This is a genomic window from Phycisphaeraceae bacterium (assembly GCA_019636655.1).
In the GTDB taxonomy this organism is placed as follows: Bacteria; Planctomycetota; Phycisphaerae; order Phycisphaerales; family UBA1924; genus JAHBXB01.
In genome coordinates, this window is record JAHBXB010000003.1 from 373,260 (window position 1) to 394,394 (window position 21,135).

15 protein-coding genes and 2 tRNA genes are annotated in these 21,135 nt (G+C 67.1%); 13 read left to right on the forward strand and 4 right to left on the reverse strand.

From position 1 onward, the window contains the following. Window positions 1-2: 2 nt before the first annotated feature. Window positions 3-2,675 (reverse strand): serine/threonine protein kinase, encoded by a 2,673-nt coding sequence (locus KF745_11345; protein ID MBX3359008.1) that lies wholly within the window; start codon window positions 2,673-2,675, stop codon window positions 3-5. Between the two features lie 209 nt (window positions 2,676-2,884). Between KF745_11345 and KF745_11350 the strand changes: the two genes are divergently transcribed. The 13 genes from KF745_11350 to KF745_11410 all read left to right on the forward strand — a co-directional run bounded on the left by KF745_11350 (window position 2,885) and on the right by KF745_11410 (window position 17,055). Further along, window positions 2,885-2,971, forward strand: a tRNA-Leu gene (locus KF745_11350). Between the two features lie 216 nt (window positions 2,972-3,187). Further along, entirely contained in the window at window positions 3,188-3,532 is a 345-nt protein-coding gene (locus tag KF745_11355) for a DUF3467 domain-containing protein (GenBank protein MBX3359009.1), read from the forward strand. A 212-nt stretch (window positions 3,533-3,744) separates the two neighbouring features. After that, window positions 3,745-4,734 carry an AAA family ATPase gene (locus KF745_11360; GenBank protein MBX3359010.1) on the forward strand — a complete coding sequence of 330 codons (990 nt, stop codon included), beginning with the start codon at window positions 3,745-3,747 and terminating at the stop codon, window positions 4,732-4,734. 38 nt (window positions 4,735-4,772) lie between these two features. Then, entirely contained in the window at window positions 4,773-5,660 is an 888-nt protein-coding gene (locus tag KF745_11365) for a DUF58 domain-containing protein (GenBank protein ID MBX3359011.1), read from the forward strand. Window positions 5,661-5,704: 44 nt separating this feature from the next. Next, window positions 5,705-6,790 (forward strand): hypothetical protein, encoded by a 1,086-nt coding sequence (locus tag KF745_11370; GenBank protein ID MBX3359012.1) that lies wholly within the window; start codon window positions 5,705-5,707, stop codon window positions 6,788-6,790. Further along, complete coding sequence (locus tag KF745_11375) at window positions 6,787-7,821, forward strand: VWA domain-containing protein (GenBank protein MBX3359013.1); 1,035 nt, start codon at window positions 6,787-6,789, stop codon at window positions 7,819-7,821. Before KF745_11370 ends, KF745_11375 begins: the two co-directional genes overlap by 4 nt. Continuing rightward, window positions 7,821-8,846 (forward strand): VWA domain-containing protein, encoded by a 1,026-nt coding sequence (locus KF745_11380; protein ID MBX3359014.1) that lies wholly within the window; start codon window positions 7,821-7,823, stop codon window positions 8,844-8,846. Before KF745_11375 ends, KF745_11380 begins: the two co-directional genes overlap by 1 nt. After that, entirely contained in the window at window positions 8,824-10,377 is a 1,554-nt protein-coding gene (locus tag KF745_11385; protein ID MBX3359015.1) for a hypothetical protein, read from the forward strand. Before KF745_11380 ends, KF745_11385 begins: the two co-directional genes overlap by 23 nt. Window positions 10,378-10,379: 2 nt before the next feature. After that, window positions 10,380-12,227 (forward strand): BatD family protein, encoded by a 1,848-nt coding sequence (locus KF745_11390; GenBank protein MBX3359016.1) that lies wholly within the window; start codon window positions 10,380-10,382, stop codon window positions 12,225-12,227. Continuing rightward, window positions 12,224-13,054 (forward strand): tetratricopeptide repeat protein, encoded by an 831-nt coding sequence (locus KF745_11395; protein MBX3359017.1) that lies wholly within the window; start codon window positions 12,224-12,226, stop codon window positions 13,052-13,054. The genes KF745_11390 and KF745_11395 overlap by 4 nt, the downstream gene beginning before the upstream one ends. 253 nt (window positions 13,055-13,307) lie before the next feature. Further along, on the forward strand, window positions 13,308-15,830 hold the full coding sequence (locus KF745_11400; GenBank protein ID MBX3359018.1) for a hypothetical protein: 2,523 nt from the start codon (window positions 13,308-13,310) through the stop codon (window positions 15,828-15,830). Between the two features lie 162 nt (window positions 15,831-15,992). Then, a complete protein-coding gene (locus tag KF745_11405; protein ID MBX3359019.1) occupies window positions 15,993-16,463 on the forward strand; it encodes a hypothetical protein in 471 nt (156 codons plus the stop codon). A 112-nt stretch (window positions 16,464-16,575) separates the two neighbouring features. Further along, window positions 16,576-17,055: a hypothetical protein gene (locus KF745_11410; GenBank protein MBX3359020.1), complete on the forward strand. Its 480-nt coding sequence runs from the start codon at window positions 16,576-16,578 to the stop codon at window positions 17,053-17,055. 128 nt (window positions 17,056-17,183) lie between these two features. Here KF745_11410 and KF745_11415 read toward each other — a convergent pair. The 3 genes from KF745_11415 to KF745_11425 all read right to left on the reverse strand — a co-directional run bounded on the left by KF745_11415 (window position 17,184) and on the right by KF745_11425 (window position 21,038). Continuing rightward, window positions 17,184-17,266, reverse strand: a tRNA-Tyr gene (locus KF745_11415). Between the two features lie 36 nt (window positions 17,267-17,302). Then, window positions 17,303-18,622 carry a YcaQ family DNA glycosylase gene (locus KF745_11420; GenBank protein MBX3359021.1) on the reverse strand — a complete coding sequence of 440 codons (1,320 nt, stop codon included), beginning with the start codon at window positions 18,620-18,622 and terminating at the stop codon, window positions 17,303-17,305. Window positions 18,623-18,650: 28 nt separating this feature from the next. Further along, window positions 18,651-21,038 carry an alpha amylase N-terminal ig-like domain-containing protein gene (locus KF745_11425; GenBank protein MBX3359022.1) on the reverse strand — a complete coding sequence of 796 codons (2,388 nt, stop codon included), beginning with the start codon at window positions 21,036-21,038 and terminating at the stop codon, window positions 18,651-18,653. Window positions 21,039-21,135: the final 97 nt, after the last annotated feature.

Consider the following 21,135-nt stretch of genomic DNA (forward strand, 5'->3'; position numbering starts at 1 on the left):
GTCTACCGCTTCGCGGTCCGATCCCGCATCGCCTCGGCCAGGCCCGGCCGGTCCCAAGCGTCGTAGAGCTTGGCAAGCCGACTAATCGCCTTGGTGGTGCGGGGATGGGCCTCACCAAAGAACTTCTCAAGAGCCGGAAGGCTTGCCTTGAGCTCCGATTCCGCCTCCTCGAACCGCTTCATCTCGGTCAGGCAATCGCCAAGGTTGTTGCGAAAGATCGCGAGGTAGTAGTGGTCTGCGGGGAGCTGATGGCTCGCGAGCATCAGGGCTTCCCGATACAGAGGCTCGGCCTCGGCGGGCTTGCCGAGCGCCTGCAGGCACATCGCCAGGTTGTTGATCTGCGGCCAGGCTTCCGGGTCGGCCATCTGGTCGGCTCGACGACGCGCCTCGACCACCTGTCGATAGAGCGGTTCGGCCTTGTCCAACTTTCCCTGGTCCTCGAGGAGGTAAGCGAGGTTACCCATCATGAGCAGCGTCTTGGGATGGTCCGGACCGAGCTTTCGGGTCTGGAGCCGTACCGCTTCCCGAAGCAGGGGTTCGGCCTCGTCTAGGCGTTTCTCCCCCACCAAGGCCACGGCAAGGTTCTGCATCGTCACGATCAGACTCGGGTGCTCGGGGTCCAGTTTTTGACGCCGGATCTCGAGCGCCTTCTTGATCAACTCGATCGCCTCGGCGCCGCGCCCCTGCTTCTGAACCGCGTTCGCCAGCGAGTTCATCGTGAACGCCGTGACCGGATGCTCCGGGCCGAAGACCTCGGACCTGATCTCCAGGGTCCGCCGGAGCAGTTCTTCGGCTTCCTCGAATCGGCCCAGCATGCTCAGCAGAGACCCGAGGTGGTCCATGTTCGTCAGGACATCCCGATCGGTCCGGCCTCCCTTTGCCGTACCCAGCCGGATCGCCTCGCGGAGCAGGGGCTCGGCGGCCTTGAGGTTGCCGCGCTGGTACTCCAGGCTCGCAAGATCGCCGATGACCGCGGCCGACTCGGCACTGTCCGGGCCAAACCGTTCGATCGTCGCTTCCCGAGCATGGATCAGCAGCGGCTCGGACTCGTCGAACCTCGCCAGATCATTGAGCACGAGCGCGAGCATGCGCTCGGCGGTGATGGTCTCTGGATGATCGGGTCCGTACGTCTCCCGGGCAAGGTCGACGGCGTTCCGGGCGTGCGGCTCGGCCTTGGCCGACTGGCCGACCCCCTTGTACGTGTTCGCGATGGACCCGAGGATGGAGAGCCTGACCCGTGGGCGAGCCGGAGCGGACGCCTTGAGCGACTCCGCGGCGATATCCAGCATCTCCCTGACGGTCATGTCTCGTTCGTTGTCCTGCTCGGGATCGGCCGCGGTGAGCATCGTGGTGAGGAACTGGTTCACGGCCTTGGCGTTGGCCGCCTCCTCTTCCGCGGCTCGCTGAGCGATGGTCGCCTCGTTCTCCCGCCGCTGGGCCAGCTCCCATCCCCTCATCGCTTCGGCCGCTTGCCACGCCGTGGCAACCGCGCCGGCGATCAGGATGACGCCGGCGACCGCGATCGCGGCGACGAGGCCGCGGTTTCGGCGTGCGAACTTGGTGAACTGGTACACCGCGCTCGCGGGTCGCGCCACGATCGGTTCGTGCCTGAGGTAGCGCCCCAGGTCGGCAGCGAGTTCAGTCGCGGACTGGTACCGCCGCTCGCGGTCCCGCTCAAGGGCCTTCGAGCAGATGGTCTGGAGGTCGCCCCGCAGACCGCGGTCGCACGATCCGAGGAGAACCGGCTCGTCCTGGCCGATGATCCTCACAGCCTCTGGGAACGTTCGATCGGCGATGGCGTGCGGGAGCCGGCCGGCGAGCAGTTCGTAGAGGATCACGCCGAGCGCGTACACGTCGGACCGGGTATCGAGGTCGTTGGGGTCGCCCGCGACCTGTTCGGGGCTCATGTAGGGCACCGTGCCGACCAGTTGACCCGCTTCCGTCTGCAGCGTCGCCGACGGGTTATCCGAATCCGCGCGGGCAATACCGAAGTCCAGGACTTTCGGCTCTCCGACGGCGTCGGCTCCTCGCCTTGCGATCAGGATGTTGCTGGGCTTGAGGTCACGGTGGATGATGCCCTTCTGGTGGGCATGGTGAACGGCATCGCACACCTTAATCATGAGGCGGATTCGGTCCCGCACGCCGAGATCGGCCTGTCGAACATGGTCGCCCAGGGGCACCCCGTCGACGTGCTCCATCGCAAAGAACGGCTGAAGCCCAAGCCCTGTGTCCGCCGTTCCCGCCTCGTAGATCTGGGCGATACCCGGGTGCTGCAGGAGTCCCAGGATCTGCGCCTCGTGCTCGAACCTCCGAAGCATCCGCGGAGTCAGCAGCCCTGGGCGTACAACCTTCAGGGCGATGAGACGGTCCGGACGCTCTTGGCGGGCAAGGTACACCACTCCCATCCCGCCCTCACCGAGGACATCCACGATGGCGTAGGACCCGATTCGCTCCGGATGGACCGGGCGTCTTCCGGGCTCCGAAGCTGCGATCCCCTCGCTCGCGGCCGATGGCCGATCAACGGTGGCTTCCTCCTGGCTCCGCATAAGCCGGTCGAAGTCCGCTCGACGGTCGGAAGGGCACCGACGGGCGATGAACGCCGCACGCTCCGAAGGCGGCAGCGCAACCGCGGCGCGAACAAGATCCAAGAGTGCGGTGTCTTCGATTCGGCTCATGGCAATACCCAGTGTGATCCGCTTCGGGCAACACGTCCATTCGTCCAGAGCAAATGCTCCGGGCTCCAGCGAACAACCAGTGGAGCTCCCCCTGCTTGACCCCCGTGACTCCCCTTATCGGATCTCAGGCTCCTCCTGGCCAGGGGCATCGCGGTCCCGAGGCACATCCCCTTCGGGCCGGACGGCCGCTATGCTTCGAACCCTGCAGGGCCGGAGTGGCGGAACTGGCAGACGCGACGGATTCAAAATCCGTTGGGGCTGATACCCCCGTGCAGGTTCGATTCCTGTCTCCGGCATTGGCGAGTTGGCGGGCCTCCCGAGGGCTGCCGCCGTCGGCGTGGGCCGACAGAATCCGAGCAGCCGAAGGAACCCGACGTGCGGGGCCGGCGTACGAGGGCTGCACAGGGGAGGTGGAGCCGGGGGAGGGTTTCGCGGCTAACGTTGTGGTCCCCGACTCCGTTGGGGCCCGTCGCTCAGTTTTGTCCATATCCACGCACCAGAAAGGCGCACGCATGTCGGATACCCCGAATCCTCAGCAGCAGCAGGCTCAGCTCCGCATCGACGAAGCGAAGATGCACACCACCTACGCCAACACGATCCGCACCTCGACGACCGCGGACGAGGTCGTGCTTGATTTCGGCATCAACCTGCCCATGCCATCCGAAGGAAACACGCCGACCTTCCTGTTCAGCGTCGGCAGCCGGGTGGTCATGAACTGGCGCGGCGCCAAGCGGCTCGCCATCAGTCTCGGACAGGTCATCCGCCAGTACGAGGAGCGCAACGGGACGATCGACATGGGGATGGGCCAGCAGCCCCAGCAAGGCGGCGATACGAACGGGCCTCGGCTGTCAAAGTGACAGCCCGGCACCGCCGCGGCAAAGGGACGGTCCAAGAACACGCGGGCGCCGCACGGCCCCGCGTGTTTGATTTTTTGGCGACACTTTTCCGATCGAAATGCGACGGACAACGTACCCATAGGCATCGGGTAGATTGTCGCTCGCACCGAGCCAGCATCCGGCGGACCGGACCGACCGAGAGCGAGGCACAGAGCCCCACGAAGGATCCCCGCATGACGACGGCAACGGGCACCATGAACAGCGAGATCGAGTCGCACGCACGGACGATCAAGTCGCTGACCGACAAGGTCGGCGAGACCGTCGTCGGGCAGGAAAAGATGGTAAAAGGCTTGATGATCGGCCTGCTCTCCAACGGCCACGTGCTGCTGGAGGGCGTGCCCGGTCTCGCCAAGACGCTGACGGTGAGCACGCTCGCCCGAGCCATCGATGCGACCTACCAGAGAATCCAGTTCACGCCGGACCTGCTCCCGGCCGACGTCGTCGGCACACAGATCTACAACCCCCGCGAGGCGACCTTCTCCGCCCGCAAGGGGCCGGTTTTCGCGAACATCGTCCTCGCCGATGAGATCAACCGGGCGCCGGCGAAAGTCCAGTCAGCGCTCCTCGAGGCGATGCAGGAGCGTCACGTCACGATCGGCGACACCACGTTCCATCTCCCCGACCCCTTCCTTGTGCTCGCGACACAGAACCCGATCGAGCAGGAGGGCACCTACCCGCTCCCCGAGGCGCAGGTCGATCGTTTCATGCTCAAACTGAAGATCGACTACCCGAGCAAGTCGCAGGAGCGCCTGATCCTGGACCGCATGGCGACCACACAACGCCCCGCCGGCATATCACCCGTCATCCACATCAACGACCTGATTGCCGCCCGCGCGGCGGCGGATTCGGTGCACGTCGATGCCAAGATCCGGGACTACATCGTGGACATCGTGCACGCCACGCGGGAGCCGACCGAATACGGCCTCGCGCTCTCGAATCTCATCGAGTTCGGGGCCTCCCCCCGCGCCACCATCGCGTTGACCATCGCGTCGAGGTCCCATGCCCTTCTCAGCGGCCGCGGCTACGTCACGCCGCACGATGTGAAGTCGGTCGCCATGGATGTGCTGCGCCACCGCGTGGGTGTCTCCTACGAGGCTGAGGCCCAGTCCATCACTCCCGAACGGATCGTCTCGCAGGTGCTGGAGGCCATCGCCGTTCCCTAGGCCGGATCGACTCCCCACACCCGTCTCCAGGACGCTCCATGACACCGGAACTGCTTGCACAACAGGTCCGCAACCTCGAGATCACGACCCGCCGCGTCGTGACCGAGGTCTTCGCCGGGGAGTACTCCTCGGCATTCAAGGGACGCGGCATCGAGTTCGCCGATGTGCGGGAGTACCAGCCCGGCGACGACGTCCGGACTATCGATTGGAACGTCACAGCCCGCGCAGGGCGTCCGTTCGTGAAGCGGTTCACGGAAGAGCGGGAACTGACGGTGATGCTCGCGGTGGACCTCAGCGCCAGCGGCGCATTCGGGACGACCGACCGCGAGAAGCGTGAGCTCGCGGCCGAGGTCTGCGGGGTGCTGGCGTTCGCTGCTCTAAAGAAGAACGACCGCGTCGGGCTGCTCGCCTTCTCCGATGAGGTCGAGCTCTTCATCCCACCCCGCAAGGGCGCCCGCCACACACTCCGCCTGATCCGTGAGTTACTCGCCTTCGAACCCAATCGCACCGGCACGAGCCTCGCCGCGGTATCGGATCACTTGGCGCGAGTGCTGCACCGGCGGAGCGTCCTGTTCGTCGTTTCCGATTTCCAAACCGAGCAGATCGAACATCCCCTCGGCCTGCTGACCCAGCGCCACGATGTTGTTGCGATCGATGTATCCGACCCGCTTGAGTCCTCCCTCGACCGGCTCGGCCGGGGCATCGGCCTGGTCGAGGTGACGGATCCGGAGACCGGCCACCGAGTGCTGCTGGACACCTCAAGCCGGCGGGTCCGCAACGCCTACCGCGCGCTGTCGCACTCGATCCGCGGGCAACTCGACGCCACGCTCTCGCGGCTCGGCATCGATCGCGTCAGCATCGGAACCGATCGTGACTACATCCATGAACTCACCAAACTGTTCAAACGAAGAGAACACCGCCGCTGACACGACGGCTCGACCCTGTGACGCATCAGCCGAAAGGACAATCGGTGAGCCTCAGTCCCCGCCAATCCCTCTCTCTGCCTCTCGTCGCCGCGGCCACCGCGCTGCTCTGGTCGGCCAGCGTTCTCGCTGACCAGCCGGCTCTGCCAGGCTCAAACGCCCCCGCCGCAACCGCATCGCGTGGCCCGCACAGCTCGACCTATCACGCCAAGGGCGGCACCCTCGTCGCATCGCTCTCAGATACCTCGCCTTCCTGCACCGACAAACTGGTCCTCACGCTCACCGCTGCCGGCGCTCCAGGTTCGGCGGTGTTGTGGCCCGATGTTCCCAGCGATCTCGGCGGATTCACGGTCTCCGGCACCACCGACAGCCCCCCCACTCTTGCGCGTGTTGGCGACAGGGCAGAGCTGCAGCAGGTCTCGCGCCGAACCTATGTGCTGGCGCCCTACCTGCCTGGCGACTACCGCATCCCGCCACTGAAAGTCCAGTTCAAGTCACCGGGCCACGATTCGGTCTCGATCTCTACCGACCCAATCTCCGTCCTCGTACGCTCCGAGATTGATCCGCAGGGTGATCCGCCTGACCCGAGCGTGCTTCGCGAAGTTGTCTCGCTCCCGGCCGAATCGGCGCCGCCGTGGCTCTGGCTCGGTGTGGCCGGTGCCGGCGTAGCCGCGATCGCTATTGCTGCGGCGATTGCCTCGCTGCGGAACCGACGCCGGGCCCAGCCGATCGATCTTCTCGGGCTGCTGACAGGCCGCCTGCGGGCGCTGGACGCCTCCCTCCAACAGGCGCCCGTGCGGCCCCTCGGTTTCTACATCGAACTGTCCGCGGTCCTGCGCGAGTACCTGTCCCTCCGCTTCCAGATCCCGGCGACCGAGATGACGACACAGGAACTCGCCACCAGGCTGGATTCGTCCGAAGTTCCCGCCGCGGATCGCCCGTGGATCATCCCGCACCTTTCCCGCAGCGATGAGGCGAAGTTCGGGGGCGAGCAGTTCGGTATTGAGACTCTCCGCGATGATTGCCGGCGCGTCGCCCAGTTCATCGAGACCACGCACCCCGACGACAATGACCCCGGGAGCAAGCAAAGACCTCCCGCTGCGCCGCACGGTCGAGAGGAGGCCCGGCGATGATGCGGTTCGAATCGCCATGGGCCCTGTTGCTGCTGGCGCTGGTCCCGCTTGTGATCTATCTCGCACGGCGCCCAGGTCGCACCGCCGCGCTCTTGCTCCCGACAGCACGCCTCGCGGCGATGTCCGGTCGCACGTGGCGAACCCGGCTGATGCCGGCCCTGTGGCTGCTCCGTGCCGCCGCCGTGGCTCTCCTTGTCGTGGCGATCGCCAGGCCCCAGCTCGGTTCGGGTCGTGTTCAAACCAGCACGGATGCTGTCGCCATCCAACTCGTCGTGGATCGGTCCGGTTCGATGGCCGAGCCAATGCTCTACCAGGGGTCGGCCGCTCGCCGGTTGGACGTTGTCAAGCACGTGCTCACCGGCTTTGTCGAAGGGAACGGAAGGGGCCTCAAGGGCCGCGCCGCCGACCTGGTCGGTCTTGTCTCTTTCGGATCGCTGGCCGAGACCGTGTGCCCCCTCGTCCGGGATCCCAAGGCACTGGTCGATCTCATCGATTCGATCCAGATCCCAACGACACGGGCCGAGGGCCAGACCGCGCTCGGAGACGGCTTGGCGCTCGGCGCCGCCCGCCTTCAGCGGGCCGAGGAGGACCTCAAGCGAAGGCAGGAGACGGGCGCAGGCGATTCGGTCACGATCAAGAGCAAAGTCATCGTGCTGCTCACCGATGGAGCCCAGACCCCCGGCCTCGGCGATCACATGCCGATCGAGGCTGCGCAGATGTGCGCGGACTGGGGAATCCGTGTCTACACCATCGGCATCGGAGCCCGTGAGGGATTCTTCGATCTGCGCGAGTTCGATGAACCCACACTTCAGCGCATTGCGCAGATGACCGGCGGGGTCTACCGCCGTGCCCAGGACGGCGACGCCCTGGAGCGCATCTACGCCGAGATCGACTCGCTCGAAAAGACCCGCGTCCAGACGTTCGAGTACACCGACTACGAGGAGCGCTTCACGACGTTTGCCGCCGCGGCGGCCGCCGCGCTCGCGGCGCAGGTCCTGCTCTCCGCAACCGTGCTCAGGAGGCTGCCCTGATGCTGTGGCTCCAGCAGACATGGCTCTACGGGCTTGTCGCCGTCGTGGTGATCGCCCTGATCGCCGGCCTCAGTCTCATCCGCCGCAGGCGCGCTGTAGTCAGGATGATGGGCCCCGCGCTCGCCGATCGTGCCAGCGCCCGCGCCGGGATCCGACCCGCGCGTGCCTGGGCCCGTGCGGCGGCTGCCTTGCTGGCGCTGGCGTGCATCACCGCCGCGCTCGCCCGACCGGCCTGGAACCCGGTCCCGGTCCCCGCGACACGATCGGGCCGCGATGTCGCCATCCTGCTCGATGTCTCCCGAAGCATGCTGGCCCAGGATCTCCGCCCCAACCGGCTCGAGCGGGCGAAGCTCGCCGTGAAGGACATGCTCGACGTTGCCAAGGGCGATCGCTTCGCCCTCATCGCCTTCGCGGGCTCATCGGTCGTGAAATGCCCGCTGACAACCGACTATGGATTCGTACGCTTGGCCCTTGATGACGTGACGCCCGACACGATCTCCCGTGGCGGCACCATGATCGGCGATGCCGTCAGGACCGCGATGGACCAGGTGTTCGACACCGACGAGGCGTCGCAGTCGGAATACCGCGACATGATCATCTTCACCGACGGCGAGGACCACGAGAGCTTCCCCACCGAGGCCGCCGCCGCCGCGGCGAAGAAGGGGGTCCGCATCATCACCGTCGGGCTCGGGAACGATCAGGATGGATCCGCGGTCCCGGTCGCCACCAGGACCGGAGCCCCGGGTGAACTGACCTACGAGGGCCGGCCGGTCAGGACGAAGATGAACCCGGACTCGCTGAGGCGCATCGCCGAGGCGACTCCCGGCGGCGTCTTCCTGAATATGGGGACAGGCAACGCCGATTTCGACCGCCTCTACGAGCGACTGATGTCCGGCGCTTCGCGACGGGAGATCTCGGACACAGCCTCAATGAGGTACACGGAGGGATTCCAGTTCCTTCTCATCCCCGCACTCGCACTCTTGATCCTGGAGGGCCTGATCGGTGAACGCCCACGCCGCTCCTAACCTTGCGCTCGCCGCCGCCCTGTCGCTCCTGGCGATCGCCTCCCCCGCGACCGCCCAGTCCGCGCGCGAGCGGATCGACCGCGGCAACACGCTCCTCCGTGAGTCAAAGCCCGCGGAAGCGATCGAGCAATACACCGCCGCGGCCAAGGACGCCCGCTATGCGGGCCAGGCCGACTACAACCGTGCCTGCGCCCTGGCCGATTCGGGCAACATTGAGGAGGCGGAGTCGCTCTTCCGCGAAGTCGATCATCGTGCCGCCGCAACGGACCCGTCGCTAGCCGCCAGGGCAAGGTACAACCTCGGGGTGCTCGCATTTCGGAAGGCGGAGCAATCGCTTAGGACCGATCCCGGCAAGGCCATCGAGGGCCTCAAAGCCTCGGAGTCAAAGTTCCAGAGCGTGCTTGAACTTGAGCCGACAGATGCGTCTTCCGCCAGAAACGTCGAGGCCCTGCGGCGAGCGATCAAGTCCCTCGAAGACGCTCAGAAGGCCCAACAACAACAGCAGCAACAGAAGCAGCAGGGTGGCCAAAAGCAGCAGGACAAGAGCGAAAAGCAGGACTCCAAGGACAACTCGGAGTCGGGTGGCGAGAATGGCCAGTCTTCTCCCGGCGAGGCAGACGGGCAACAGCAATCGGGGAGCGGCGGAAGCAAGAAGGGCGATCCGAACTCGCCGCAGCAGGGAGGCCAGTCCCAGCCGCAGTCGGGCGCCTCGGCTGATACTGGCAATCCGTCAGGTACGCCAAATCCGAATCAAGGCTCCCAGAAGGACAGGCATCCGCCCGAGACAGAAGATGGGCAGCCGCCCACACCGCCATCACCCGCGGACCAGCTCGATGACCTTGCCAGGAAACAGCAAGAAGCCGCAGAAAAGGCTGAGGCGCTCGCCAAGGACAAGCAGGCTCGCGGCGAGCAGCCCGCACAGAATCCCGAGGAGTTGGCCCGCCAGGCCGAGGAACTCGCGCGCGAGCAGGAGGCCCTGAACCAGCAAACCAAGGCCGCCGCGGATTCGCTGCGTCCAAAGAGTGATGACCGGGGTTCTCAACCACAGCGCCAACGGGCGGCCGACCGTGCCGACCAGGCGACGGACCTTCAGGACCAAGCGGCCAGTGATCTCCGCGAGGGCAATCCCGACGCGGCAGCCAAGGCCCAGAAGCAGGCGGCCGAGCGCCTCCGCGAGGCCGCAACCTCGATGCGCAACGCCGAGAGCGACAGGTCAAGTTCCGAGCCCCGCACCGGCGAACAGAGTTCCAGTGAGAACGGATCGCCCGAGGACAAGGGCGCTGACAGCAAGTCCCACGCCCAGACCGCAGAGGTTGGTGAGCACGAGGCCTCCAGCCAAGGCAAACCAGGCGAATCAGCTGCGGCCGCGGCGGCCGCCTCTGGCACGGCCGCCGACGACTCGAACTCAAGCAGCCCGCGCGACATGACCGTCCTGAAGATCCTGGACAAGGAGCGGCGGGACCGTGAACTGCTCAAAGGCATCCGGCGATCGGCTTCCGGGCGGCCGTTGCCCGTCGACAAGGATTGGTGATCATGCACACTCGCCCCAACCCCCTGCTTCCGCTGGTCTTCGTTCTCACAGCGATCCTGGCGCCGCTCGGTTCCGCACGCGCGGCCGGCCCTGTCTCGGTCAGTGCCGAGCTCTCAACGACCCAGACCTATGTCGGTGATTCTGTCCAACTCCATGTTGTTGTCGACGGCACCACTTCGGCCGAGCAACCCGTTGTTCCCGGCGTTGACGGCCTTGCCGTCCGCTACGACAACATGATCGACGCGTCGCAGCGGATCCAGATGAACATCAACGGCCGGGTCACCGATCGCTCGATCATCCGTGTGGTCTTCCAGTACGAGGTGACACCTACGCGGGCCGGCGTGATGACCATTCCCTCCATCCCTGTCACGGTCGACGGTCAGGTCTACCGGACCGTCCCGGTCTCGCTCTCGGCGGTCGAACCCGCGGATACCGACGACTTCAAGCTCGCCGTATCGCTCTCCTCGGCCGAGGCGTACGTGGGTGAGCCCGTCCGCCTGACCGTCACGTGGTACGTCTCCAAGCCCGTACGCAAGTACGTGTTCAGCCTGCCGGACGCCGATGGCGCCTACGACCTGCTCCCAGCGCCAAGCCCGCGGCCCGACACCGTTGCCGCGGACGACCCTCGATTCGCGAACCTGACGGTCATGGGATCACCAGTCGTCGGCACGATCTCCCGCGCAACGGTGAACGGCCGCACCTTCAACACCATCACCTTCGAGCAGGTGCTCATCCCTCGCAAGCCCGGTTCGATCACTCTCGGCCCGCTCCGGGCGGCGTTTGAGGCCATCGTCGGTCAACGGCAGCGAGGCTTCTTTGACAGCATCTTCGATGATCTCTCGGTCAGCGAGAGGTTCGTCGTCTCGGCGCCCAAGGCCACCCTCGCAGTCAAGCCGCTCCCGAGCGAAGGCAGGCCCTCGAACTTCTCCGGCCTTGTCGGCGAGTACTCCCTCCGTGCGGACGCGACGCCAACCGCAGTCAACGTCGGTGACCCGATTACTGTCACCGTCACGGTCAGTGGGCCGCCCCCTCTCGACCTGGTCCAGTCGATTCCCATCGAGCGGCAACGGTCGATCTACGAGTCGTTCAAGCTCCCCTCCGAACCCACGCTCCCACAGATCGATCGTGACCACGCACTGTTCACCTACACGCTGCGGGCTCGATCCGACGGGGTCAAGCAGATCCCGCCGATCGAGTTGCCGTACTTTGACACGAAGTCCGGCGAGTACCGGGTCGCCCGAAGCGATCCCATCCCGCTCACCGTCCGTCCTACAACCAGTCTGACACTGGGTGGCGTGCCCGACCAGTCGGATCCGGCCCTTGCCCCGACAGCCAAGCCCGGCGGGTTGGCGCCGCTGATGGATGCAAATCTGACCTTGGCCACCACGCGATTCGATCTTGTCGCCTTCATCGGGCGGCCCGCGTTCGTGGCCGCAGTTGCCGCCCCGCCGACCGCGTACCTCGGAATCGCAATCTTGCTTGCGGGCCGCCGCCGTGCCCGGCGAGATCCCGCCAAGCAACGCAGCAGAAACGCCATGAGGCGATTCTCGGAGTCGCTGGCGTCAGCACGAAGCGCCCCCCCAAGCGAGCAGCCGGCGAAAGTAAGCCAGGCCGCACGCTCGCTGATTGCCGACCTTCTCGAAAAGCCGGACGGCTCTTTGACCGACCAGGAATGCCTCGCCGTGGCCGAGTCCGCCGGCGCCTCAACCACCCGGCTGGCCGCCCTGCTCGCCGCCTGTGATGCTGCTCGCTTCGGAGGAGGAGGTACCTCAGGCTCCAGCACATCCCTTGTCGACGAGGCCGCCTCGATTGCCACGGACTTGCGATCCGAGATCCGGAGGAACAGATGAGCCCCGCACTTCGCCTCATCGCGGCACTTGGCGTGATCTTGTCTGTTACGGCAAGTTCACTTGCCGCGGACACTACTGCCGATCCCTCCTCGCTGACCGCCGCGGCTGCTTCCGCATACCACGCCGGGATCGACAAACTCGCCAACTCGCCGGCCGCCGCCAAGGCGGACTTTGAGAGCAGCATCGCGGCGTACCGCGCCCTGATTCTCGGCCAGGGCATCGAGTCGGGCCCTCTCTGGTACAACCTTGGAAACGCCTACATGATGTCCGGCGATGTCGGCCGGGCGATCGCCGCCTACCTCCGCGCCCAGCGGCTGATGCCCGCCAGCCAGTCACTCTCCACCAACCTTGCAGACGCCAGGGCACGTGTCCCGTCGGCCGCCGCTCCTGCGGCCCGCGAACCGGCGTGGGCTTCGACCGCGTCGTTTACCCGCATCGTCCCCACGGCCTGGCAGGTCTACACGTTCCTCGCCTGCTTCGCCTTGTTTTGGGCTGTTCTGATTCTCCGGATGGTTGGTGTCCGCGGCAGACTCACATCAGTCCCCGCGTCCGCTCTGGCTGTGATTTCGCTCGTGGCATTTGCCTCATTGGCCCTGCAGACCGCCGCGGATGCTCGCGATCGCCGCGCTGTCATTATCAGTCCCACCGAGGGCCTGCCTTCTCCCGGCGCTGTCGCCACAAGCGAGGAGTCGGTCTCCCTGCCCGCTGGAAGCGAGTTGCAGGCGACCGCCCGGGTCGGCGAGTGGACCCAGGTACGGCTGGGCGACGGGCGGCAGATGTGGGTCCCGTCGCAGCGAGTCGAGATGGTGCTGGATCGCCCGTCGTAGGCAGGCGGCGCCCCTCCCGCTCGAGCAACGCCTCGCCTTCCACGCGTTATTCGACGCAGCGCTATCGAGTAAATCCGGGGTACTTGGATCGCCCGCCCGTCCGCGCCACGCGCGGTTGGTCGTGGCTCTCCTTTATAACGCTGGCGTGACCTTGCCGGTTGCTTGCCATCGAGCATAAGTGAGTGACTGACTCGACGTGCATCTTGCGCGCTGTGTTCGGCGCGCCGTGCCCGTCTCTCGTGGGAGCAAAGAAGTGAAGAACTCGAAGCTGCACTTGGCGATCGTTGTTGCCGCGTTGCTCGCGACCAACAGCGCCCTGCTCGCGCAGGCGCCGACGGATCGCGCCTTTACCTACCAGGGGCAACTGCGGCAGGCAGGCGCCCCCTTCAACGGGAACTGTGACGTTCTCTTCACGCTCTGGGACTCGGCCTCCGGCGGGACCCAGGTTGGAACCACCCTCGGTCTCGCCAACACGAGTGTGACCCGCGGCTTGGTTTCATCGCAGCTCGACTTCGGACCCGGCGCTTTCAACGGCGACGGCCGCTGGCTGCAGATCGCAGTCCGCATTCCCGCTTGGAACGGGGTGGGCGTCGAGCCGCCGTACACAACCTTGAACCCACGTCAGTCCATTACCCCCGCCCCCTACGCCCTGTACGCGCTGAACGCCGCACAGGGAGCCCAGGGTGAAGCAGGCCCCGCTGGCCCAGAAGGCCCGGCCGGCGCCACCGGCCCGATGGGTCCCACCGGCCCCGTTGGGCCCGCCGGCGCCGCCGGCCCTCAGGGCGAAGCCGGACCGATGGGCCCCATGGGCCCGACTGGCGAGCAGGGTCCGCAGGGCGACACCGGCCCCGCCGGCCCCCAGGGTGATACGGGTGCCGCCGGACTCAGTTGGCAGTCAGCCTGGAACTCCGAAGCCGTCTACGCGATCGGAGACGCGGTCTTCTTCAACGGCTCGTCATATGTCGCCACCGCTCCCAGCGCCGGCGCCTCACCCGACACCAACCCCGCCGAGTGGTCGATGATCGCCGCGCAGGGCGAGGTCGGCCCGATGGGTCCCGCGGGCGCTGACGGCGCTCAGGGTCCTCAGGGTGAAGTCGGCCCGATGGGCCCCGCGGGCGCCGATGGCGCTCAGGGCCCCCAGGGTGAAGTCGGCCCGATGGGCCCCGCGGGCGCCGATGGCGCTCAGGGTCCCCAGGGCGAGGTCGGCCCGATGGGTCCCGCGGGCGCCGATGGCGCTCAGGGTCCCCAGGGCGAGGTCGGCCCGATGGGTCCCGCCGGCGCGGACGGCGCTCAGGGCCCACAGGGTGAAGTTGGCCCCATGGGCCCCGCCGGCGCCGATGGCGCTCAGGGCCCCCAGGGCGAGGTCGGCCCGATGGGCCCCGCGGGCGCTGATGGCGCCCAGGGCCCGCAGGGTGAAGTCGGCCCCATGGGCCCCGCGGGCGCTGACGGCGCCCAGGGTCCTCAGGGCGAGGTCGGCCCGATGGGCCCCGCGGGCGCTGACGGCGCCCAGGGTCCCCAGGGCGAGGTCGGCCCGATGGGTCCCGCGGGCGCCGATGGCGCTCAGGGTCCTCAGGGTGAAGTCGGCCCGATGGGTCCCGCCGGCGCTGATGGCGCCCAGGGCCCGCAGGGTGAAGTCGGCCCCATGGGTCCGGCCGGCGCGGATGGCGCTCAGGGCCCGCAGGGTGAAGTTGGCCCCATGGGCCCCGCCGGCGCCGATGGCGCTCAGGGCCCGCAGGGTGAAGTTGGTCCGATGGGTCCCGCGGGCGCGGACGGCGCTCAGGGTCCGCAGGGTGAAGTCGGACCGATGGGTCCGGCCGGCGCTGATGGCGCTCAGGGTCCCCAGGGCGAGGTCGGCCCGATGGGTCCCGCCGGCGCGGATGGCGCTCAGGGCCCCCAGGGTGAAGTCGGACCGATGGGTCCCGCCGGCGCGGACGGCGCTCAGGGTCCCCAGGGCGAGGTCGGCCCGATGGGTCCCGCGGGCGCGGATGGCGCTCAGGGTCCCCAGGGCGAGGTCGGCCCGATGGGCCCCGCGGGCGCGGATGGCGCCCAGGGTCCCCAGGGCGAGGTCGGCCCGATGGGTCCCGCGGGCGCTGACGGCGCCCAGGGCCCGCAGGGTGAAGTCGGCCCCATGGGCCCCGCGGGCGCTGACGGCGCCCAGGGTCCTCAGGGTGAAGTCGGCCCGATGGGTCCCGCCGGTCCTCAGGGCTTGACTGGTGCGACAGGTCCCCAGGGACCGCAGGGTCTGACTGGCGCCACGGGGCCGCAGGGTCCTCAGGGCCTGACCGGAGCAACCGGACCGCAAGGACCACAGGGTCCCGGGGACACTCTTGTCCGCAAGACCGTGGACGAGACGGTCACGGAGTCAACCACACAGCAGAATGATGATCACCTGTTCTTTGCCGTCGGAGCGAATCAGGTCTGGGTCTTCGATATGTTCCTGAGCGTCGCAACGAACGACAGCAACTGCGACCTTCAGGTCGGGTTCACCGTTCCGGCCGGCGCGACGATCCGGTGGGGCGGCATCGGCCCCGCAAACGATGTCGGCAGCGACTGGGCCGATATCAATGTCAACCTCGGCACGACGAGCGGAACCGGGACCCTTGTCTACGGTGCGACCACAAGCGCCTCAACCATGGTTCGCGTCACGGGTACCGTGGTGACCGGGGCGACCGCTGGCAACGTTCAACTCCAGTGGTCGATGAACACGAACCCGAGCGGTTCCGGCGACACGCTGACGGTCCAGTCCAACAGCTTCCTCAAGGCTAGCAAGTTCTAGTCCTGAGTACTCACCGGGCTCGTCCGGGTCCCGCCGCCGCGAGTGTGTTCAACCTCGCGGCGGCGGCCCCGGGCTCGGGTTCCGGGAAACGCGGAGACAAGACCGCAGTCTTGAAGATCCACACCCGGCTCACTTGATCCCGGGTGAACAGAAAGGACTCCCATGTTTCACACCTCACACCGCAGCGCCCGTCGATCGGCCCCGCTGGGCCTGGTCGCCGCCCTCGGCGCGGCGGGCTTGCTGAGTTCGGCCGCGATAGCCGATCCTCCTGAACTGGACCTCTCCTGGTCCACCGTCGATGCCGGAACGGCGACCGGCGTCCGCGCCGCCACTGTGCGACTCTCGGGCACCGTCGGCCAGCACGACATCGATGAGATGTCGGGCGGCGACCTGTCGCTCCAGGGCGGTCTCTGGTCGGAGATGCCGACCGAGGGCGGCAACGACTGCCTCGCGGATTGGGATGGCAACGGCGCCATCGAGCCAGCGGACATCGCCGGGTTCATCAACGACTGGCTCGCCGACCTGAACTTCGGCACCACAATGGCCGACATCGACGGAGCCGACGGCATCGGGCCGACCGACGTGGCCGTGTTCATCACGACGTGGCTCAACGCCGTGACCAACGGCTGCTGATCGCGGCCGCGACAACTTGCGCACTCTACAGCGGGCGCCGGACCTCCGGCGCCCGCTGTTTGTTTGCGAGCAGCCGCCCTCCCCGTGATCAGCGCCGGTAAACTGCGGCCACATGCCCGCCGAGCACGACCATCGCGGAAGCTGGCTCTTCCGCACGAGGGACGGACGCGGCGTCATGCGCGGCGTCACCGGCTCGATCGTGGACCGGTGGCGAGCGGTGGACCGCAAGTCTCTCACGGCGAACACGGGGCCCGCATTCCCGTCGGTGACCCTCGTGATTCCGGTCATGGTGTTTGCCGTCGTCGCCGCGCCGAACCTATGGAGAGGAAGGACGCTCCTGGCCCTGATTGCGCTTGCGTTTCTGCTCTGGGTCCTCAGAATCATCCTTCTCTGGCAGGCGAGCGCCGGAGCCTTGGCGGAGCGCTGGATTCGACGGGGGCAGTGTCCATCGTGCGGCTACACCATCAAGGGCTTGAAGGCGGAGGACGATGGGTGCGTGGTCTGTCCGGAGTGCAATGGCGCCTGGAATATGGATGCGGGCGCCCCGTTGGCGCTCCCACTGCTTTCGACAAGAGATGGAACCCAGGCCTGAACCCGAGCCATTCGGCTCGCGGTGGCGCGAAGTGGCCACGCGAACGAATCGCGATTCGACGAAGTGCTGTCTCGTGGAGTTTCGAAGGGACGCCGACCGTCACGAGCGGACTCGCGGATCTGCATCAATGGGCGCGGCAGGACTCGAACCTGCGAAGGCGTAAGCCATCAGATTTACAGTCTGACCCGTTTGACCACTTCGGTACACGCCCGGGTTCCCGCGGCCAATCGCCGAAAGGGTCTGGACTTTATGGTGATGCCGGTCGGTTGTCCACGACCCGGCGGGATGCCCCGGAGGGCACTCGTGCCGGGGATGCGCGTTGCTTCGGCGGCTGCCGCGCGGCCGGTTTGGGCTCGGCCGGAAGCTCGACACGGTCCGCCCCCAGGAAGGCGGCGTACTGGACCAGAGCCGCGCTCAGGTCCCGGAGACGGGCCTTGGTCGCCTTGATCTCCGGCTCCCACCACAGGCCGCGGACGCTCAGCCGGCCCCGGTCGCGGTCCAGTTTCGGGTCCAGCCGGCCGACGATTCGGACCCCGCGGCCGCCGCACTCGATGATCGGCAGAACGTAGTACCCGAAGCGCCGCTTCGGCTCCGGGACGTACGCCTCGAATCGGTAGTCGAATCCAAAGAGGCGAGCGCACCGCGCGCGGTCGCGGACGATCGGGTCGAAGGGGCTGAGGATTCGGATGCCGCGGGGCATCGGGGCTTCCGCCGCGAGTTCCGCCCGGCGGCGCCAGTCGGCGAACGCGAACGCGTGACGAGGCGGCCCATCTCCGCAACCGGACACCTCGACGGGCACAATGCGGCCCTTGGCCGCTTCGGCCCGGCACCATTGGGCGGCGCACTCGACCTCGAGCAGGCCCCAGAACGCAGCAAGTTCTCGCGGCGTTGCGGTGCCCAGGCGGTCCAGGGCCGTCCTGCAGGCCCACGCCACGTGGGTGCCTCTCTCGGGGGGGCGAGCGGGGTGAACCCCAGGGAGAACGCGCTCGACGAGGTCGTAGACCTTTTCGAAGCCACCGGCTCCGCCGCGGCGGGCGATGGCCAGGGAACCGGAGCGCCAGAGGTGCTCGAGCGCTGCCTTGGCCGGCTTCCAATCCCACCACGGCCCGTTGCGCCCTCCGGAATGCTCAAACTCGCGGGCAAGGAGGGGCCCCTCGCGGCGGATCCGGTCCAGAACAACCTCAAGCACATGCTGGTACTCGTCGCCCATCCGCTGGCGCAGCCAAGCCGAGGGACTTTCCCGGCGTGCGGCAAAGCGGTGCCCCCACTGCCGGTACAACTCCGTCGGGATAATCGCCGCATCGTGCGTCCAGCCCTCGAAGACGGCGCCGGATCGATGAAGCGGAGCCAGATCAGTGGGCCGGTAGGCGTGGAGCCGGCTCCAGATGATGTGGTGGTGGGCACGCTCGACGGTGTAGATGCTGTCCACCTGCACAAAGCCGAGCCGCTTGATGACGCCCAGCACCTCGCGGCGGGGAGCCGGGCGGGTGGGATCGTCGAGCAGCCCGTGCCCATGCACGAACATCAGTCTCGCCACGTCGGCTGGGATGCGCCCGGGATCGCTCACGGGCCAGCGTAGCCAACGGGACAGGTAATCAGCAGCCGTTGGTTACCGCCGACAGCCACGCGGCGATGAACACCGCGATGTCGCTCGGTTCCACGGCGCCGTTGCCGTCAAAATCGCTGGGTGCGGGCGGCGGGGTGCTGGCCTGCACATCGGCCAGCCACGCATTGATGAAGACCGCGATGTCGGTCGGGCTCACATCGCCGCTGTGATCAAAGTCGGCGGGGCAGGCCGGGAGAGCCTCGTGCCGGAGCAGGAGGATCGTCCGGGCCGGTATGTTGAGCGCCGCCGACTGCTGGAACGGACCTGATGCGATCGCCTCGACCGCGACCTCGCCCGTCGCCCCCCCACCCGGACCACCGTACTGGGTGTCGCTCGAGTTGATGACGACACTCCAACGCCCGTCGCGGGGCAGGCCGATCCGGTAGTCGCTGAGGCCGTTGTTCGAGAAGTTGGCCACGGCGACGAACGAGCCGCCGCCGACCTCATACCGCTCGAAGGCGAGGACATCGAGCGCCTCGTTGACGTGGTACGCCCACAGCGGCGAGTCGGCGTAGAGGGCAGGCTCGCTCGTGCGGAGGGCGATCAGGTCCTTGTAGAACTTGAACACGCCGGCATAGGTGGTCTTGTGCGACCAATCGATCTTGCTCGACTCCCAGCCATCGTCTTCGAGCCACTCGGTCCCTTGGACGATGGCGGGAACGCCGCGAGAGAGAAGGTTGAGAGCCTGCGCGAGGGTCGTCCGGCCGCGGGCGAACTCGTCGTCGTGCGGAGCCGTCGTGTCGATCTGCTTCACGGCCCGCTGGTGGTTGTTGAGCGGCCAGCAGTCGTCGTGCAGTTCGAAGTAGTTGAGGACGCTGCTGCCGGAAACACCGAAGCCCTGGCCGTCAAGGACGTTGGCGACCCGCTGCACGTTGGGGCTGGTGAACGCGGAGTCGAACACCGCGGCACGGACCGCCTCCTTGAACTCGTTCTGGTACTGGGCCGTGAAGCCGAGCCCGGAAGAGGTCGGATCGGTGACCCAGCGGTTATCGATGTAGATCTCGGCGATAGTGTGGGCATCGGCGTGCCGGCTGTTCCGCAGGTTGTTGACGCCGCGGATAAAGGCCTGGCCAGCGGACCACTGCGGGGTCAGCCCGGAATCAGTGAGGTACATCGTGGCATCGACGCGGAAGCCGTCGAGCCGATAGTCGGTGAGCATCTGCTCGGCGGAGTCGAGATAGAAGTTGAAGACCCCGGCCTTGTCGAAATCGGCCTGGGCCCCCCACGGCGTGTCCACCGCGGTGCTGTCGAAGTACAACTGCGTGCCGTCGAAGTTCCACAGGAAGTTGTCGCTGGAGGAGACGTGGTTCCAGACCACATCGAGGATGACGGCGATACCGCGCTGGTGCAGCGCATCGACCATCTGCTTGAACTGGTCGGGAGTACCGAGCTTGGACTCGATCGCCCACGGCGTTACCGAGTTGTACCCGCCGGAAAAATCGCCGGGGAACTCGTGGACCGGGTTGAGCATCACGGCGTTCACGCCAAGCTGGGCGAGGTGATCGGCCCGCGCCGCCACATCGATGTACCGCGACGGATTCGGGGTGACCCCGCCGGGGTCGTTACGGCCCGCGAACGAGCCGACGTGGAGCTGGTAGATGACCAGCTCGCCGGTCGGTCTGGAACTGAAGCCCGGGGCCTGCCATTGGTAGGCATCCTGATCGACAATTACTGCGTTGTAGTTGTTCGTCGGAACCAGCGCCGCCGCACGAGGATCCGAGTTCCAGACCGAGTTGTTGAAGAAGTACTTGTACGACTGGCCAGCAACGGCGCCGGGGACAAAGCCGATGAAGTGCTCGCCTACCTTCGCCAACGGGTTGGCCGTCGACCAGGAGTTGAACTCCCCCCGGACGTGCGCGGTTGTCCGCGACGGCGACCAGACCTTGAAGACGGTACCACCCGAGACCGGCGTCGCCCCCACGGGGGCGTGCTCCAGGGTGGTGAAGTTGATCTCAAACTGGTTGGTCGTGACCAGGTCGTCCGACATCCCCAGTCGGCTGTAGTAGTCCGTATCGGCGCCGTCGGTGATCTCGAAGAGGTACCGCTCGGTCGATGCGGCCGTCGCCGGGATCGTGGCCTCCCAGAGGTCGTAGGGTCCGCGGCTGCCCGTCTTCGCCGCGTCAACGAATGTCACGGTCCCGGTATCGACCCGGACACGGACGGCGGTGACGTCGTCCCGCAGCGTCTGGAGGAGCACCGTGAACGCCTCGCCGTTCCTGGGGACGCGGGGGCGGCGGCTGTTCCAATCAATGTGGCTGACCCCCGACCATTGAACGTTGCCGTCAATCTGGGCAAGTGTGGCCAGCGGGGATGCATATAGGGCTGTCGCGACGGCGCCGGCTCGGAGAGTTGCGACAGAACGGGGCAGGAGAGGCATGGAGATCCTCCGGATCGGGGGCACAGCGGGGTGTCAGAGCGACCTGCCGGGCCGGAAGGGCCCGCCGGAGCAGTATCGTACGCGACGCGTGCGGAAG

Bases quoted from the DNA above. Each gene is read 5' to 3' on its own strand.
- KF745_11360 (MBX3359010.1), top strand. From the start codon at position 3,745: ATGACGACGGCAACGGGCACCATGAACAGCGAGATCGAGTCGCACGCA.
- KF745_11425 (MBX3359022.1), bottom strand. From the start codon at position 21,038: ATGCCTCTCCTGCCCCGTTCTGTCGCAACTCTCCGAGCCGGCGCCGTC.
- KF745_11380 (MBX3359014.1), top strand. From the start codon at position 7,821: ATGCTGTGGCTCCAGCAGACATGGCTCTACGGGCTTGTCGCCGTCGTG.
- KF745_11345 (MBX3359008.1), bottom strand. From the start codon at position 2,675: ATGAGCCGAATCGAAGACACCGCACTCTTGGATCTTGTTCGCGCCGCG.
- KF745_11365 (MBX3359011.1), top strand. From the start codon at position 4,773: ATGACACCGGAACTGCTTGCACAACAGGTCCGCAACCTCGAGATCACG.
- KF745_11390 (MBX3359016.1), top strand. From the start codon at position 10,380: ATGCACACTCGCCCCAACCCCCTGCTTCCGCTGGTCTTCGTTCTCACA.
- KF745_11355 (MBX3359009.1), top strand. From the start codon at position 3,188: ATGTCGGATACCCCGAATCCTCAGCAGCAGCAGGCTCAGCTCCGCATC.
- KF745_11375 (MBX3359013.1), top strand. From the start codon at position 6,787: ATGATGCGGTTCGAATCGCCATGGGCCCTGTTGCTGCTGGCGCTGGTC.
- KF745_11395 (MBX3359017.1), top strand. From the start codon at position 12,224: ATGAGCCCCGCACTTCGCCTCATCGCGGCACTTGGCGTGATCTTGTCT.
- KF745_11410 (MBX3359020.1), top strand. From the start codon at position 16,576: ATGCCCGCCGAGCACGACCATCGCGGAAGCTGGCTCTTCCGCACGAGG.
- KF745_11405 (MBX3359019.1), top strand. From the start codon at position 15,993: ATGTTTCACACCTCACACCGCAGCGCCCGTCGATCGGCCCCGCTGGGC.